The 17,082-nt window shown below is 45.6% G+C and carries 13 protein-coding genes; 4 read left to right on the top strand and 9 right to left on the bottom strand.

What is annotated here, in order from left to right; all coding sequences use genetic code 11:
• Positions 1-123: 123 nt before the first annotated feature.
• A complete protein-coding gene (locus tag C7475_RS12445; RefSeq protein ID WP_158286491.1) occupies positions 124-543 on the bottom strand; it encodes a DUF4783 domain-containing protein in 420 nt (139 codons plus the stop codon).
• Between the two features lie 284 nt (positions 544-827).
• Here C7475_RS12445 and gpmI point away from each other — a divergent pair, with 284 nt between their 5' ends.
• From gpmI to uvrC, 3 genes are all read left to right on the top strand, one after another.
• Positions 828-2,351, top strand: a complete 1,524-nt coding sequence (gpmI, locus tag C7475_RS12440) for a 2,3-bisphosphoglycerate-independent phosphoglycerate mutase (RefSeq protein WP_110053665.1) — start codon at positions 828-830, stop codon at positions 2,349-2,351.
• 237 nt (positions 2,352-2,588) lie between these two features.
• Positions 2,589-3,161, top strand: a complete 573-nt coding sequence (locus C7475_RS12435; RefSeq protein ID WP_110053664.1) for a hypothetical protein — start codon at positions 2,589-2,591, stop codon at positions 3,159-3,161.
• Positions 3,162-3,178: 17 nt separating this feature from the next.
• Positions 3,179-5,017 carry an excinuclease ABC subunit UvrC gene (gene uvrC / locus C7475_RS12430; RefSeq protein ID WP_110053663.1) on the top strand — a complete coding sequence of 613 codons (1,839 nt, stop codon included), beginning with the start codon at positions 3,179-3,181 and terminating at the stop codon, positions 5,015-5,017.
• A 16-nt stretch (positions 5,018-5,033) separates the two neighbouring features.
• On the opposite strand, the gene C7475_RS12425 is transcribed toward uvrC, so the two are convergent.
• The 8 genes from C7475_RS12425 to C7475_RS12385 all read right to left on the bottom strand — a co-directional run bounded on the left by C7475_RS12425 (position 5,034) and on the right by C7475_RS12385 (position 15,281).
• Positions 5,034-5,609: a DinB family protein gene (locus tag C7475_RS12425; RefSeq protein ID WP_110053662.1), complete on the bottom strand. Its 576-nt coding sequence runs from the start codon at positions 5,607-5,609 to the stop codon at positions 5,034-5,036.
• 102 nt (positions 5,610-5,711) lie between these two features.
• On the bottom strand, positions 5,712-6,767 hold the full coding sequence (gene gldN / locus C7475_RS12420; RefSeq protein WP_110053661.1) for a gliding motility protein GldN: 1,056 nt from the start codon (positions 6,765-6,767) through the stop codon (positions 5,712-5,714).
• Positions 6,768-6,778: 11 nt separating this feature from the next.
• Positions 6,779-8,317, bottom strand: coding sequence for a gliding motility protein GldM (gene gldM, locus C7475_RS12415; protein WP_110053660.1), 1,539 nt, complete (start codon positions 8,315-8,317; stop codon positions 6,779-6,781).
• A gap of 60 nt (positions 8,318-8,377) precedes the next feature.
• Positions 8,378-9,127 carry a gliding motility protein GldL gene (gene gldL / locus C7475_RS12410; protein ID WP_110053659.1) on the bottom strand — a complete coding sequence of 250 codons (750 nt, stop codon included), beginning with the start codon at positions 9,125-9,127 and terminating at the stop codon, positions 8,378-8,380.
• A 230-nt stretch (positions 9,128-9,357) separates the two neighbouring features.
• Positions 9,358-10,653 (bottom strand): SUMF1/EgtB/PvdO family nonheme iron enzyme, encoded by a 1,296-nt coding sequence (locus tag C7475_RS12400; RefSeq protein WP_233259835.1) that lies wholly within the window; start codon positions 10,651-10,653, stop codon positions 9,358-9,360.
• A 469-nt stretch (positions 10,654-11,122) separates the two neighbouring features.
• On the bottom strand, positions 11,123-13,165 hold the full coding sequence (locus tag C7475_RS12395) for a thioredoxin domain-containing protein (RefSeq protein WP_110053657.1): 2,043 nt from the start codon (positions 13,163-13,165) through the stop codon (positions 11,123-11,125).
• Positions 13,166-13,297: 132 nt separating this feature from the next.
• The gene (locus C7475_RS12390) at positions 13,298-13,963 is read right to left on the bottom strand and encodes a uroporphyrinogen-III synthase (protein ID WP_233259834.1); all 666 of its coding nucleotides are present in this window, start codon (positions 13,961-13,963) and stop codon (positions 13,298-13,300) included.
• A 166-nt stretch (positions 13,964-14,129) separates the two neighbouring features.
• On the bottom strand, positions 14,130-15,281 hold the full coding sequence (locus C7475_RS12385; protein WP_110053656.1) for a DUF4271 domain-containing protein: 1,152 nt from the start codon (positions 15,279-15,281) through the stop codon (positions 14,130-14,132).
• A gap of 508 nt (positions 15,282-15,789) precedes the next feature.
• Between C7475_RS12385 and hemW the strand changes: the two genes are divergently transcribed.
• Positions 15,790-16,917, top strand: a complete 1,128-nt coding sequence (gene hemW / locus C7475_RS12375; RefSeq protein WP_110053654.1) for a radical SAM family heme chaperone HemW — start codon at positions 15,790-15,792, stop codon at positions 16,915-16,917.
• Positions 16,918-17,082: the final 165 nt, after the last annotated feature.

The following is a 17,082-nucleotide window of genomic DNA, read 5'->3' as shown; positions in this document are numbered from 1 at the left end:
ACTATCGGTTTGAAAGAACGAAAGTAAGTGAATTTCAGAAAGCAGACGGGAACAGACTTTCTGTAATATAAAAAAGTCCGGGCGGGGCCGGACTTCTCACTATCAATCTTAACAATACTTTATTTATTTACTTTCGAAGCGTAATTCATTCAGCACCATCGAGCCTCCTTTTTTCTGCAAAAAGAAAGACGTACGGAATGCTCCGCCTGATGTTCCCACATTTGCGATCCCCACTCTTGAACCACCCGCACTTTCCACCTGGTGGATCAATTCAAATGATTTTACCTGATTTTTTGAAAAGAAATCTTTCAGAATGATCTCTGCCTGTGCTTTGCTGTAAGAGTTTGATTTGCCAGCCATGCTGATTTCTACTGTGTTATCAAGGTAACGGGATAGTGCACTCGCATCGCCTTGTTTAATTGCACTCACCACATCTTCAAAAGGGCCTGCTGCAGTAGGTTTTAAGGTAGCGGCTGACAGTGTGAATGCAGTGATAATGACGCCAAACAACACAACTCCAAGCACATACATTAACTTTTTCATCGTCAGTATTTTATTAAGTAGTAAAGTTTTCATCATTGTAGTGAAATGGGCTAAAACTATGCCAATTTGCAGGAGTACTTTTAAAATACAATTATCGTTGTATTGTACAGTGATTAATTAATGCGAATATATTAATATATATTTTTAGAATAAAACCTAACTGTAATAAAGTTCTTTCACTGCTGTATGAATTTTGGTGTCATTTCAATAAGTTTGATGCCGTATTCACGGATGCTTCATAACTTTAGCCTCCTTTACGCAACAAGAAAATTACAACCGGAAATATGGAAAAGAAAAGAGCCATTCTCGTTATCATGGATGGATGGGGGCAAGGACAGGTTCCTGCCGCTGACGCTATAGCGCACGCTAAGACTCCTTTTGTAAGCAGTCTGTATTCAAAATACCCGCACAGCACACTCGTTACCTGTGGTGAAGACGTAGGTTTGCCGGAAGGCCAGATGGGCAACTCCGAAGTAGGCCACCTGAACCTCGGCGCAGGACGTATCGTATACCAGGAACTGCAACGTATCAATGTAGCCATCCGCACCGGCGAACTGGCTGGCAACAGCGTATTACAGAGCACTTTCAATTATGCTAAAGACAATGACAAGGCCCTTCACCTTATCGGTCTTGTCAGCGATGGTGGCGTACACTCCCACATCACTCACCTGAAAGCACTGACACAGATCGCTAAAGATAAAGGACTGACCAAAGTATACATTCACGCCTTCACCGATGGTCGCGATACCGATCCTAAAGGTGGCCTGGCTTACATGGAAGACCTGGTAGCCCACCTGAAACAAACCACTGGAGAAGTCGCCAGCATTACCGGCCGTTATTACGCAATGGACCGCGATAAACGCTGGGAACGTGTGAAACTGGCTTATGATGCAATGGTACACGGTACAGGTACTCCTACACAAGACCCTGTGAACGCCATTAAAGCTTCTTATGCAGAAGGCGTGACCGATGAATTTATCAAGCCGATAGTTGTAACTGATGCGCAACTGAAACCGATCACCACCATCCAGCCGGGAGATGCTGTACTTTGCTTCAACTTCCGTACTGACCGTTGCCGCGAGATCACTCAGGTACTGACCCAGCAGGCTTTCCCTGACTTCGGTATGGAACCGCTCCAGCTGCACTATACTACCATGACCGAATATGACAAAACCTATAAAGGTGTACATGTAATATTCGAAAATGATAACCTGCAGAATACATTAGGTGAAGTACTGGAAGCACACGACCGCAGCCAGATCCGTATTGCAGAAACAGAGAAATACCCGCACGTATCTTTCTTCTTCTCCGGTGGCCGCGAAAAAGAATTCAAGGGTGAACGCCGTCTGATCGTAGCTTCTCCGAAAGTTGCTACCTACGACCTGCAACCTGAAATGAGCGCTTTGGAAGTAACAAGCACCATCGTTGCAGAAATAGAAAGCAAATCTGCCGACTTCGTTTGTCTCAATTTCGCCAATGCCGACATGGTTGGTCATACCGGTATCTGGGAAGCTGTTATTAAAGCAGTAGAAACAGTAGATGCCTGCGTAAATCAGGTAGTAACTGCCGCCCTGGCAAATGACTATACTGTATTCCTGACGGCTGACCACGGTAATGCTGATTTCATGATCAACAACGACGGCTCGCCAAATACAGCACACTCACTCAACCTGGTGCCCTACTTTGTTATCAGTAACGATTTCAAAGGAACACTGAAACCAGGTAAACTGGGAGACGTGGCGCCTACCATCCTGACACTGATGGGTCTTCCGATACCAAAGGAAATGACCGGCAACATACTGGTGTAAGTATTTACATCACCCACTTTTAGAAGCTGTCCGCCTAAGGCGGACAGCTTTTTTTATATATTATTTCTATCCTGTAACTATTGGAGCAGATGATACGTTTTACGTTTTTTAGTGCTCTCGACAGATTTGCTCATGCATCAGATGCGCCGTTTTCACGGCGCATTAACTTTTTTCAGGGTATTTGGTTTCCTGCATCATATAAACGCAGCTTTAAACGTTCTTCCCTAAATTTGCAGGATGGATCATCGTTTTTCATGGACATTGGTGGCTGTTGTTTCTTTATTGGTTTCCTGCGGTACCAGCGATAGTACCCGGCAAGGTAAAGAACACGCGTACAGAGATCTTAAAGGATATTTTCAGGACGAACTCAATAATATAGAAACACAGAAACCCGCCTTAGAAAAGACTATAGTCATGAACGGACAGCGGGATAGTCTGACCATTACCACCCCGGATTCAACCCAGTTACAACACTTGCTGGCGCCCTTCCTGGAAGTGGACCTGAACAAACCCTCCCTGCAGGGAGCATATGATACCATTCTGCTGGCCGATCAGTTCACCGGTAAACGTTCCCTCATGTACAAGGCGCGAAATACCGCCACTGTACCACAGGAAGTGATCATGGATATTGACAACCAGCAGCATATTACCAACGTGCAGATGAATAAGCATGTAGAGAACCTGGTGTACGAATACCAGCAAAACCTGGTGTACCAGCATAACAAACATATCCGCATCGTGACATGGCAGAAGATCGCATTTCTGCCTGCCAGAGAGCTGGACGTGAAAGTTCTGCTAAAGCACCCCTAACAGATCTTCTTTAGAACATGACAGCAGCGGAGTTTCAACAGATATCACATACCATACCCCTTCAGCCTGGCATATATAAGTACTATAGTGATGCCGGTGAATTACTTTACGTAGGAAAGGCCAAAAGTCTGCGCAAAAGGGTTAGCTCATATTTTGTAAAGAATCACGACAACTATAAAACACGCCGGCTGGTAGAAACAATTCATCATATTGAATTTACCATCGTCGGCTCCGAACAGGACGCATTCCTTCTTGAGAACTCGCTGATCAAACAGTTCCAGCCGAAGTTCAATATCAACCTGAAGGATGATAAAACTTATCCTTACATCGTCATAAAACACGAATCATATCCCCGTGTGTTCCTGACCCGTAATATCGTTAAAGACGGTTCGGAATATTTGGGACCCTTCACCTCTGTAGGCCGTGTGCGCGAACTGCTGGAAGTGATCCGTTATAACATTCCTTTACGCACATGTAATCTCAACCTCTCTCAGCAAAACATCAATAAAGGGAAATACAAAGTTTGCCTGGAGTATCATTTGGGCAACTGCAAAGGTCCCTGTGAAGGTCTTCAGACAGAGGAAGACTACCGGGAAGGGCTGCAACAGGTAAAGAACATCCTCAGAGGCAATCTTAGCCCCGTGCTGCAAATGTTCCGTACACAGATGCAGGAACATGCTATGAACATGGAATTTGAGAAAGCAGAGATCGTCCGCAAGAAAATAGAAAGCCTGCAAGCCTATCAGGCCAAGTCAACGATCGTCAATACCCGTGTTGGCAACGTGGATGTATTCTCCATCATCAGTGAAGGCAACTATGCCTATGTGAACTACCTGCGTGTATTAAACGGAACTATTGCAGATACTAAAACGGTAACACTGGAGAAGAAACTGGAAGAAGATGATACAGAAGTACTGACATACGCCGTCAGCTACCTCCGTGATGCTTTCCAGAGCCTTGCCAGGGAAATTATCGTACCGATAGAAATAGAATACCCGGAAGAAAATGTCACGGTGTCTGTGCCAAAAGGAGGAGACAAAAAGAAACTGCTCGAGCTGTCTGAAAAGAACGTAGACTATTTCAAGGAGGAGTTGTACCGTAAAAAGATCCTGCACCTGGAAGGCAAGAGTGATATGGAGCGAAAGAAGGTGTTGTACCAGCTACAGGCCGATCTGGAATTACAGGAACTCCCTTTGCATATTGAGTGTTTCGATAACTCCAACTTCCAGGGCGCCTATCCGGTGTCTGCCTGTGTAGTGTTTAAAGATGGAGTAGCTTCAAAGAAAGATTATCGTCATTTCAATATTAAGACGGTACAGGGCATCAACGACTTTGCGTCCATGCGCGAGGTCGTATACCGCCGTTACAGCCGTTTACTGGCAGAACAGCAACCATTACCTCAACTGGTCATTATAGACGGTGGTAAAGGCCAGCTGGGGTCTGCTATGGAAAGTATCCGTGAACTGGACCTTATAGGTAGTATGACGGTAGTAGGTTTGGCGAAAAACGAAGAAGAGATCTTCTTCCCGGGCGACAAAGACAGTATCAAGTTACCCTACGATAGTGAGAGCCTTAAACTGATCCGCCGCGTACGTGATGAGGTACACCGTTTCGGTATCACCTTCCACCGCCAAAAGCGCAGTAAAGGCACTTTTAAGAACGAACTGGAAGGCATCAAAGGCATAGGGGAGAATACTGCCACACAGCTCCTTAAAACCTTCCGTTCCGTCGCGAAAATAAAATTGCTTTCGGAGGATGATCTGGTGAAAGAAATAGGCGCCGCCAAAGCCAGGCTTGTCTATGCACATTTTCATCCAGCCAGCGGCGAAACAGGTACCGTTACTCCTCAATCGTAAATACCGGTAAAGAAAACTATGCTTTCGCCCTTAACGCCTGCGCCATATGCCGGCGTTCATGTGCTATTACAAAACGAAATGTATCTCCCAGAGAAAACTTCAACCAGTTCCCCAATGTAGTCGGGATCTTTATTTTTTGCAGATTGACATGTTTAGCCTGGTCAAGCAAAGCCTTTGTTCTTTGCTGCCATTCGATGAACTCTGCTACCACTTTCGCTGCATCCAGGTCAGACAGCGGACGATAGGCTTTAGGCGCCTGCATGCGTGTTCCCGCCGTTCCGTCTGGTTTAGGTTCCATCATTTTAGTGAAATAATTTCCAAGCAAGCCGCTTTTAAAAGAAGCTGAAGGCGCCGGGGGCAGGCTGCCCGTAAGCCTGGACTGAATAGCCTGTTCCATTACGGGTACATAAAAGCGGGAATAGGCGTTCAGATGATCAAGGCATTGTGCAACGCTCCATTTATCCGGGGCCGGCTGGCGCAGCAACACTTCTTCAGGGGCTGTTACAAATTGTTCGTTGGCAGTTTTCAGCAGATCATCTATTTGCAGGCGAAGCGCTTGCAGCAGGGCAGGGGTTTCAAATATACGGGACATATACAGTTGATTGATTGCTTACAAAAGTAACGGGGAAAAGGGAAAAACAAAAGGGAGCCTGTTAAACAGACTCCCTTTCAGTTTCTTTATACTGCGAGCAGATTAATACTGCCACATATCCTGTTCTTTATTAAAGATCTTATCCTTAACCGCCTGACCTTCCAGGAGGCGCATGGTACCATCTTTAATGTAATCCTTGATCTCGCGGTTGTAAGTATTGTTTTCCTTGATTATAAAGCTGGAGAAGAAACGCATTTCGAAAAGGTCTTCCCAACTCATAGTCGCCGCATCGTTATTCTGGTTATATACATCGTATTTAGCCAGTAAAGGACGCAGATCAGGATAATATACCCAGAACAGAGGAATAGCGCCACGGAAGGAACCATCTTCGTTCATACGTGATACCATTGGTGCAATACCGAGGATACGTACTTTCAGTGCAGATGCTTCTTTATCGAACACCCAGATTTCTTTGATCTTATACTGAACAATAGTACGAGGGTCAAATTCGTCACGGGTAGTTACCATTTTCTCTTCACCGGTGATCGGGTCAATACTACGTACTGTTTTTTCTTCACCGCTGATCTTGGTCTGAACATCGGCGTAAGGCAGAACGGTAGTGAACCTGTCATCGATAGGGCTGAACGCCTCAACTTCCTTGTTCTTTATCGCGTTAAGCAGGATATTAATGAACAGCTGGCTGGTACCAGATTCATCCTCAACATTATACTGGAAAGGAAGGTTCATCTTTTCGCGGGTATCTATCACCTGCCAGATCTTCTTTTCCCAGAACTCATCGTCTGAGCGAATGTGATCGTAAGGGATAGGTACACGGTCCTTGATGAAGTTCTTTTCAGAAATGCCATCCGTACGCAGGGATTTGCGTGGTGTATCTACTGGTATACCAACACCATCCTGACGAAGGGAAGCACCTTCTGTTGCGGTGGGAGCTGGCGGCGGCGGTGTAGCAACGCTGTTACCGGTAGCTGGGTTTACAACTGAAGCATCCTGAGTTGCAGGTGTAGCCTCTGCAGGTGTTGCCTCTGTACGACGTGTTGTACCTCCAGTCCTACGGCGTTGTGCGTTAGCCTCTGAAGCCAGTACTACAACCAGCAGGAGGGAACACCAACCAATTCTGTTAAGGATGACTGCTCGCATAGAAAATAATATTAGTTAATCTTAAGATTGAAGTTCGACATATCTCTAACCCTTCCATCCGGACCTTTTACACGAACGTTATCGAAGTATACGATATCACCCGGTTTAATGGAACGGATAATTGGCATAGCGCCGCTTGGGAAGTAAGCTGAGTTTGCGTCAGCTTCGAAAGGATCTTTACCTCTTGCGTCGATATAGAGACGGTAGCTTACTACCTCGTATCTTACGCCTTCGAAGAGGAAGTCTTCCAGGTCAGCACGCAGACCGCCCTGTACCTTGAACTCGGAAGCCTTCATATAAGGACCTTTGCTCAAGCCCACTTTCAGTACCGGGTCAGGGATATATTTGATACGGAATTCTTTGTTACCCAGTGCTTTTACTTTACCGTCGATATCGCCACTTACAGTGATCATTGCGGTACCTGGTTTAGTAACCACTACAGAGTATTTACCTGCACCGGTCTTGGTCATGCTACCGTTGTTGATACCTGCAGATACTTTTTCAGCAGGAACACCACCAGCGGAGATGGAGATCGGGTTCTGCAGACCGATGTACAGTACGTTCATCTTGTCAGCAGAGATAGAGGTTGTTGAAGCACCTACACTATAAGTTTCAGTGAATGGCATGTTAACAACTTCACCACTTGGGTTAGTCATTTTAACATTACCAGAGATCGTTTTTTCGCCGATACCGGAAACTACCATTGAGTAGCTACCCAGACCTTCACTCGCAGTTACTGTAGAACCGTTAACCACGATTTCAGGATTTACAGTGCTGCTGTAAGCACCTACTGCAACTGAAGCGGTCAACGTTTGTCCTTCCATCAGGTTCTTTGAGTTCAGGGAAACGAAAGGCTTGATCTTATCAAAGTGGAAATCTCTTTTACCGATCTGCGCATACAGGTCATCAATGATCAGGGCTTCTGAGTTCTTGATGTCATTCTGGAATTTACTCAGAATGGTTACTGCTGCGATAGCTGGTACCATGTTGAAGTGGTAAGCAGTCCAGTCTTTTGCAGGACCATGTCCGCCATGACCGCCGGATTTACCAATTTCAATATGCAGTGGCAAAGATTTTTCGAACTTGCCTTTATCTTTTGCCTCAACGTAAGTCAACAGTTTGCTACGTAATTCAGTCAGTTTCTGTTCCAGTAAAGGACCTTGTTTCTGATTTTCCATCACACGGGTAGGAGCATCCAGGTTATCTTTACTTTTCAGTTCACCAAATTCATCACGTCCGCCGCTTTCTCTAACAATCCTTTCTTTCAGTGAATCCAGGAAAGTGTACATTTCGGCAGAAGCCAATCTTACTTGTTCCGCTTTCTGCTTGAAAGGGCCGGTTTTAGCAGCGTCTTCTTGCATTTTTGCGTCAAAAGCCAGGTAAGTATCGTTGTTCTTATCTGTGATCGATTTATTCGAAGTATTGATTGAATTGTTTACTATATTAAATGCGTTCAATATCTCAGCAGAGACGTTCAATGCCAGCATGGCCGTCAAGACCAGGTACATGATATTGATCATCTTTTGCCTGGGATCTTTAGGTAGTGCCATAGTTTGTTCTCAGGTTTGAATGATTGTCTGTTGTTAATTCAAAAAACTATAAGCGTTACCTTATCTCGCACTGTGCATAGCGCTGAGCATGTTACCGTAAACGGTGTTCAGGCTAGTCAGGTTATGAGCCAGTTTAGAGATCTGATCCTGTGTTTTGCGCGCATCGTCTACGCTGCTGGTCATTGCCTGAGAAACATTCAGCAGATTGCTATAGAAGTTGTTCATAGCTTTCAGGTGATTGTTAGTGTCCTGCAGTTCCAGTTCGTAGATAGCATTCAGGGAAGCCAGGTTTTTGGTCATACCCTGCATTTGCTCGTGGAAGCTTCTTGTTGATTCAGAAGCACTGTTGAAAGAAGATACAGCTGAAGCAGCAGTAGTATAAGCGTGAGCTACGTTACCAATTGCGCTGGCAGCTTCTCTTGTTTTTTGTGTGTAATCACCTGTAGCGGCAACTACATCACTGATATCCCGCATCTTATCTACAGTGGAACCTAATTTCTGGAAGTTTTCGCTGAGGCGCTGTAAGCTAACCGGAGTGATATCAGCTTCTTCGAGCATTTTGTCCAGACCAGCCAGGGCAGGGCTACCACCGGCAACAACTGCTACCTGTGCACCGCCTTCGTGACCACCGCTATCCGGTACGAATGCATAAACGAAGAAGATGAGTGCTTCTGTGCTCAAACCAACGATCAGGGCGATATCTGCACCTGGCCAGTGTTGAAGTTTGAACAGCGCTCCGATAATTACTACTGATGCTGCGACACAAACAAAGAAATTAAGCCATTTCGATGTAGTAGGATTCATAGCCATAGGTCAAAATTTACTGGTTAAAGTGTTAAAGGTTAAATTGTTATGGAATAGTTGTTGCTCAACGATGATTTGCGGTTTCCCAATGTACATCATACGGTTTCTCATATCAAAATGTTTAAGTTTGATTATCTCACACATGCCTGTCCCCGAGGCATACAGGATTCTTCTTCCTGTCCCTTCGATCATGCCTGTTCTCGCGCTCATCTATCCGTAATTGCTGTTACTATATGTTACCTGTGACCAAAATCGTTTTTAGAACGGCTCAGGAAGGCGATCGTACATCTGAAACCAATGTAGGATTTAGCACTGTCCTGGTACTCGTAAGAACGTGTACCTGTCTGGAGGAAATACCCGATATCTTTCCAGGAACCACCTCTTACAGCTTTACGTTTCATTTTTGGAACCGCACTGTCTGGAATGTCCATACGCAGGTATGGGTTCATATCAGATGTGAAAGAGTACGCGTTCTCATAATAAATGTCCTGTGTCCACTCTGCAACGTTACCTGACATGTTGTATAAACCATAGTCGTTAGGCCAGTAAGCGTCCGCTCTTACAGTGTAGAAACCACCGTCTTCAGGATAGTTACCGCGACCAGGTTTAAAGTTAGCCAGCAAACAACCTTTCTTGTTGCGTATGTAATAACCACCCCATGGGTAAGGAGATTGCTCTCTGCCACCACGTGCTGCATATTCCCATTGCGCTTCTGAAGGCAGTTGGAATTTATCCTCAGTGAATAATTTCTTGGAGATACGGTAGTCTTCCCAGAACTTACTACGCCATTCAGAGAAAGCGTTAGCCTGGTGCCAGGTCACCCCAACTACCGGATAGTTGTCAAATGCCGGGTGCCAGAAGTACATCCTCGTCATTGGCTCATTGTAAGCATAAGAGAAGTCACGGATCCAGCACAATGTGTCAGGATAGATCGCAACGTCTTTCTTTACAATGAACTTAGAACGGGACTTATTTGCGTTCTCACGCAGCTTGGCCTGTTCCCAGTTGAAAGTTTCTGCATGATAAACCAGTTTCCGTACGTCGAACTCTTTACGTCCGTACAAACGGTCTTCCGGTTGATAGGTCATACCCTCCAGCTTTTCCATGGTGGATTTATCCCTATAATTAATCTTCTTCTTCCAATCGATATAATCCTCTCCACCGTCATTCTTTACATCACCCAACATAATGTGGGCAATAGAATCTGTTACCCACTGTACGAACTGCCTGTACTCGTTATTTGTGATCTCGGTAGCATCCATGTAGAAGCCGGAGATGGAAATAGACTTGTTACGGGCGGTGTACGCGTAGTTCAAATCCTCATCGCTGGGACCCATGTGAAAGGTTCCGGAAGGTACATAGACCATTCCATAGGGCACTGGCGGGAAATACTTAGGTCTGGGACTTACGCCGATCAGCTGTCCTTGCGCATTTTTGGGGGTTTTACTACCACCGCAGCTGGCGAGCAGGCTAACCAGCAATACTGCTAACAGACCACTTGAGAAATTAAGCTTCATAAGGGTAGCTTTCATTGAAAATCATTTATTTCGTAGGCGACGCAGTGTACATTGGCCACAATGCTACTGAGGGTGTCGCTATGTTCTGAAACATGGCCGAAGGTCTTGCCGGTCTGTCCGGTCTGACCGTTAACCAACCAGCCATTCACACACGATGACCCTAAAGTTGTTAAGGGCAACTTCAGAAATTTAGCGGTTGTTCTACTTGTTGGTTTCACTTTTAAATTCATTCCCTTTGGAAGGTATTTTTCTTCAAAGTCAGCACCTCTACCCCTCTGCTCAATCTCTCTCCACTCTTAAGCAAGATAACAAATGTAACGATTAATTTTAATCCGTAGTTAGTTTTCATCCAACTTTTTCATGCCCCCTGAGGGAAGCGTGACGTTTAAATTAAACGTGCTTTTTAACATTTTATTATATCTTCTCAAAATCATTTTTCCGTGCGCTACGTTACACAGATATGGTCATGCAAGATACATAAATATTATTTTAAATTAGTTATTTCCTCTATATAATTAACTGGCTTAATACAATGATAATCCTCGCAAACGTATATAAGTGTTTCCCCTGGCCGCTCCCGCCGCTCTAACAGCGGAATACCCAGCTTGTCAGTTGCAGCTCCTAACATTACTTTAAACGGAATATAATGTCTGTTAGTATCCTGCATCCTGGATTTATAATCACTCCCCACTATCGCTATCTCCTTTATTCCGTTCACCAGCTGCAATAACAGCCCCGCCCATACGCCAAACGATGTGGAATACCTTACCGCCATCTGAGATTGACCCGCAAGCATGGCAATCCCACGCTCCGACCAATCCTTCCTGTCATAAACGATTGATAAATAGATCAGATTCGACGCCATCACCGCATTACCACTGGGAGTTGCACCATCATAGACTTCCTTCTTACGTACGATAACATCCGTTTGACCGGCTTCCGTATAATAGAAATAAATCCCCCCTTCATCTGAAAAATTCGTAGTGACATACTCCGTTACTTCCTTCGCCTTATCCAGCCACTCAGCGTCTCCCGTTACCTCCTGCAAAGCGATCAAAGCACGTACCAGCCATGCATAATCGTCCAGGAATGCCGGATATTTTGCTACACCGGCTTTAAATGTATGAAAAAAAGACTGTTTATCAACCTGTTGCAGATTATTCAGGCAAAATTTCATAGCACTGATCCCCATCTCCCTGTACTTCTCCACCCCAAGTGCGGCGTAAGCCCTACAACACGCATGTACCATCAGGCCATTCCACCCCAATATGATCTTATCGTCCAACGCTGGCCGGATCCTTCCCGACCTCCCCGCCATCAGCTTTTCCCGGCTTATCGCCAGATTCCTTTCCAGCGCCTCTTCCGTGATCCCGTTCTCTGCCGCGAAAACCGCCGCAGGCTTAGTGATCCATAAAATATTGGTTTCCTCCCAGTTACCCTCTTCCGTTACATCGTAAAAGTCACAGAACAAGGTGGCATCCGCACCAAGTATCTCTTCTATTTCTTTCCTGCTCCAGGTGTAAAATTTACCTTCCACACCCTCAGAATCAGCATCTAACGCACTATAAAAGCCTCCTCCCGCATCTGTCATCTCTCTTTCAACAAAACCCAGCGTATCCGCAATGGTCCTCGCATATAGCTCATTACCTGTCAATTGATACGCCTCACTCATCACATCCACCAGCAACGCATTGTCATACAGCATCTTTTCAAAATGGGGCGCCAGCCATTTGGCATCCGTACTGTAACGGGCAAATCCGCCGCCCAACTGATCATAAATACCGCCCTGGATCATTTTGTCCAGCGACAATAACGCCTGCTGTAAAGCCGCCGGTTCATTGAAACTATGATGATACCTTAACAGGTATTGAATGTTAAACGTTCCGGGAAACTTGGGTGCATTACCGAATCCGCCCCATACCTTGTCTCCCTGCTGCATTACATTACTGAATATCGTATCACACTGTGCTTTCGTAAACAGCTCCTCTTTCGGTACCAGTTGGAGATTGCCCGTATTCTCACCAAAACGTGAAGACTGGGCCAGGTGCTCCCGCATATTCTCCGCCTGTGTTTCCAGGTCTTCCCTGCGCTCTTTAAAAGCCTGGGACAAAGCCAGTAACACTTCCTTCCAGGAGGGGCGGTTAAACGCTTTCACCGGCGGGAAGTAGGTCCCCCCGTAAAAAGGCAGTTTATCCGGCGTCAGGAAAACATTCAGCGGCCATCCGCCGGAACCCGTCATCGCCTGTACTGCATCCATATAGATGTGGTCCAGGTCCGGACGTTCTTCCCTGTCTATCTTGATGTTAATGAAAAGTTCGTTCATGATGCGGGCCGTCGCTTCGTCCTCGAAACTCTCCCGCTCCATAACATGACACCAGTGGCAGGCGGCATATCCAATGCTGACTAAAATAGGTTTATCTTCTGCTTTCGCCCTTTGCAGTGCTTCTTCTCCCCATGGATACCAATCTACCGGATTATGTGCATGCTGCAGCAGGTAAGGACTGGTTTCTTTCGCTAGTCTGTTCACAGTTATGGTTATTCTGTTGTTTTTCTACAGTATCTGGTTTGCTGATTCTCTTTTCCTCGTTATTACCCCAAATATAACAAAGGGACAGCGTTTGCTGTCCCTTTGGGCAAATATTTTCCTATGATTTTCGTGTTATTTTTTGTTGATCTCAGCCAGGTACTGCTCAAGCGCGGCTACCATAGAAGGAGCCTGCGGTGCAGGGGCTTTAACGTCCAGTCTCAGGCCAGCCTCTTCAACTGCTGCCGAGGTAGTAGGACCAAAAGCGCCTATACGGGTACCATTCTGTTCGAACTTCGGTATGTTCTCAAACAGCGACTTTACTCCGTACGGACTGAAGAAAACGATCATGTCATATTCAGTGTCTGCCAGCAAGTCCTTTACGTCATTAGACACCGTCTTGTACAGCGTCGGAATAGCGTATTCGCACTTATTGGCTTTCAACCACTCTTCAACGTCTTTACGCTGACTATCAGAGCTCGGGAACAGGAACTTTTCGTTGTCACGATGCTTGTTCATCACTTCCAGAAGGCTTTTGGTTGATCCATCAGCGCCGTAAAATACCTTACGTTTCCTGTACAGGATGAATTTCTGAAGATACAAGGCAATAGCTTCCGTGATACAGAAGTACTTACAGTCCTGAGACACCTTGATCTTCATTTCCTCACAGATCCTGAAAAAATGGTCTACAGCATTCCGGCTGGTAAAAATAACCGCCGTAAAATTCTGTATGTCAATCTTCTGTTTCCTGAAGTCTTTTGCGGACAGTCCCTCCACCCTTATAAACGGATAAAAATCCAATTTTACATTGAATTTTTTCGCCAGTTCAAAGTATGGTGATTTTTCTGTTTCAGGCTTAGGTTGGGAAATTAGAATTGACTGAATGTGTTTCGCTTGCAAATCTTTTTTTGGCCCGCCTTTAATCATACGTTTTTTTGCTCTTGTGTTAACAATAGGCGGCATTTCATCAGAGCCCGCCAGTTAACGCGACCAGCAACACCTTAGTTATTATTAAAACCGGCGCTACTTCGAATGCGCAAAGGTAAAGAAAAAAATGCAATCTGCTGAAAGATAAGTATTGTTTTACCACGGAATACGACCTGATATAGCGGTATGCCACCAATAAAACAATAAAAAATATAGAGATATACATGAATGCTTTTGCCAATTGCGGCGTGCAAAATGCCAGTATTACCAGGAATGGCACCAACAGAATACCTAAAACCTTATTGATCAGGTACAATATGAAAATATAGGCATCGGCCAGCTCCGCACTTCCGAATAACCAGCCGCAGAAACGCAGCATCACATATTTCACTCCATAAACCATAGCCACCAGCACGATCAGACCAGGTATGGCCATCCAGGCAGTGTTACTGGTTATATACTGCTGACGGTACATCAGCAGATACAGGTACAACGCCAGGCTGATCACAAAGTAGCTGTTCAGCAGGAAATTGGGAAAGGGCGACTGAGATAACTGGTCTTTCAGCTGGCGCTGGCTTAGCGTCGGATTGAGAAATGCCCTGAACAGGTCAGAAAAGTATTTCAGATAGCTTAGCCTGATAATTCCCAGCAACAGCACCACGCCTGCCATTACATACACCAGCCAGTCCAGATCTTCATATACCCTCAACTTGTTCACATCCAGCCTGGACGGTTTGTTCGCTTTGAGAAAAACGTTCTTAGCCGTCAGTTCTTTCAGGAACAGTTCAAAAGCCGTTTCCTGTTTCAAAGGTACAACAGCCTGCTGCTGTACGCTGTCAGTGGAAGCAGCTGCTTTGGCCGGAACAGTTGCAACTGCCGGGGTCGTAGAAGGAGTTACAGCAGGCGCTGCCGGAGCAGCAGGCTTCAATGCACTTGCCGGTATAATTACACCGGCACTATCTCTTTTTACTACCGGTGCTTTCTTTTTCACTGGCCTTGCAGCCGTGTCACCCGGAGCACGCTGCACTTGAACAGGAGCAGCCTGCACAGCCGGCTCCTTACGAACAGAACTATCCGTCTGTGCCGCCAAACGTAAACAGGGTATAATGAACAGGAACAATAACCAGCTTCGCACCAGGAAATATTTTTTTAATGCAGATAATGTGTCGGCAAAGATATAAAAATTGTCCATCCGCTATAATTCGTATGCTATAATAACCATATACTTATTTAAGGAAACCCCGATAAGGACTATAACGACAGATCTATCCGGCATCCGGCCGCCAGCCACCTTTTAAACGCGATAATTCGTATCTTTATTTTTGGAAATAACATCTTCTTTAATACTATTTTCTCCCGATCAGTACTCGATCAGGTCCAGCTCAACTCCACCTCATATCCACCTTAACTCCATGTATACTTCTAACATACAACAGCCATACGACAGACTCTCAGCAGGCGTACGCCATTGAACCCGCTTCAAAAAACCAGTCATGAGAAAATAACATCGTAAATTTTCAAGGCTTTCAGGCGCCTGACAGCCCTTACATTCCTGCCCGACAGCTTGCCGTTCCATCACTGTCGGAATAAACCTCACGATTGACGTACCTTTGCCTTTACTTTCATTGGAATATGTAATAAGGCCAGAGTCTGGAACCGGACTGCCAGGAACCATTTCCAATTCATCGAACGATAAAAACATGGCAGGTATCTATCTACATATTCCTTTTTGCAAACAGGCTTGTTACTATTGCAACTTCCATTTCTCTACGTCTCTTTCCCAGCAACCTGCCCTGGTAAAGCAAATGCTGCGCGAAATAGATCTGCAGAAGGACTACCTTGCCGGCCAGACCGTTACCAGCGTTTACTTCGGCGGAGGTACTCCAAGTCTCCTCAACCGTAACGATCTGCAACAGCTGCTTGATAAACTCCATACCACTTTCGAAATATCCCCTGAAGCCGAGGTAACCCTTGAAGCCAACCCGGACGATCTTTCCCCCGAAAAGCTCAAAGACCTCCATACCGCTGGAATCAACCGGTTAAGTATCGGTGTACAGTCTTTCTATGAAGAAGACCTTCGCTGGATGAACCGTGCACATGATAGCCGGCAGGCAATACAGTGTATCCGCGATGCACAGGCAGCAGGATTCAATAATCTGACTATAGACCTGATCTACGGTGGTCCGACGCTCAGTGATGAAGGATGGGCCGCCAATGTGCAACAGGCCATCGATCTTGGTGTACAGCATTTATCCTGTTATGCCCTCACTGTCGAACCGGGCACGGCACTGGACCAATTTATCCGAAAGAAAAAAGTAGCTGCTGTAGATACAGATAAGGCCGCCCGTCACTTCGAACAACTCATGCAGTGGACGGCCAACGCCGGATATGAACATTACGAGGTCTCTAACTTTGCCCTCCCGGGATGGCATTCCCGGCATAACAGCAGTTACTGGCAATCCCAACCCTATCTGGGACTAGGCCCTTCTGCCCATTCGTTTAACGGTCATTCACGCCAGTGGAACATCGCCAATAATGCTCTCTATATCAAAAGTCTGGAGCAGGGTATCGTTCCTTTCGAGCTGGAAGAACTAACCCCTTCCATGATGTTGAATGAATACATCATGACCACCCTCCGTACTTCCCAGGGCTGCCTGCTACCAGTGGTGGCAGAGCGCTTCGGTAACGACAAACGCGATATCCTTTTAAAAGAATCCCGCCCATTTATGGATAAAGGCTGGATGATCCTCAGAAATGATACGCTGGTATTAACACCGGAAGGAAGGCTCTTTGCGGATGGTATTGCCTCTGAGCTGTTCTTCGAATAAACTTGGTTCTTACAAGGTTTATACAAGGCTTAACTTACGTTCATCCTACGTCTTTGAACGTAAGATGAACGTAAGTTAAGCCTTGTATAAGCCTTGTATAGTCCTGTCTTAATCAAACAAAAGAGCCATAACACCCGAAAGCGTTATGGCTCTTTAATATCTCAG

This window comes from Chitinophaga sp. S165 (assembly GCF_003182155.1).
In the GTDB taxonomy this organism is placed as follows: Bacteria; Bacteroidota; Bacteroidia; order Chitinophagales; family Chitinophagaceae; genus Chitinophaga.
This window is presented reverse-complemented; position numbering and strand designations above follow the sequence as displayed.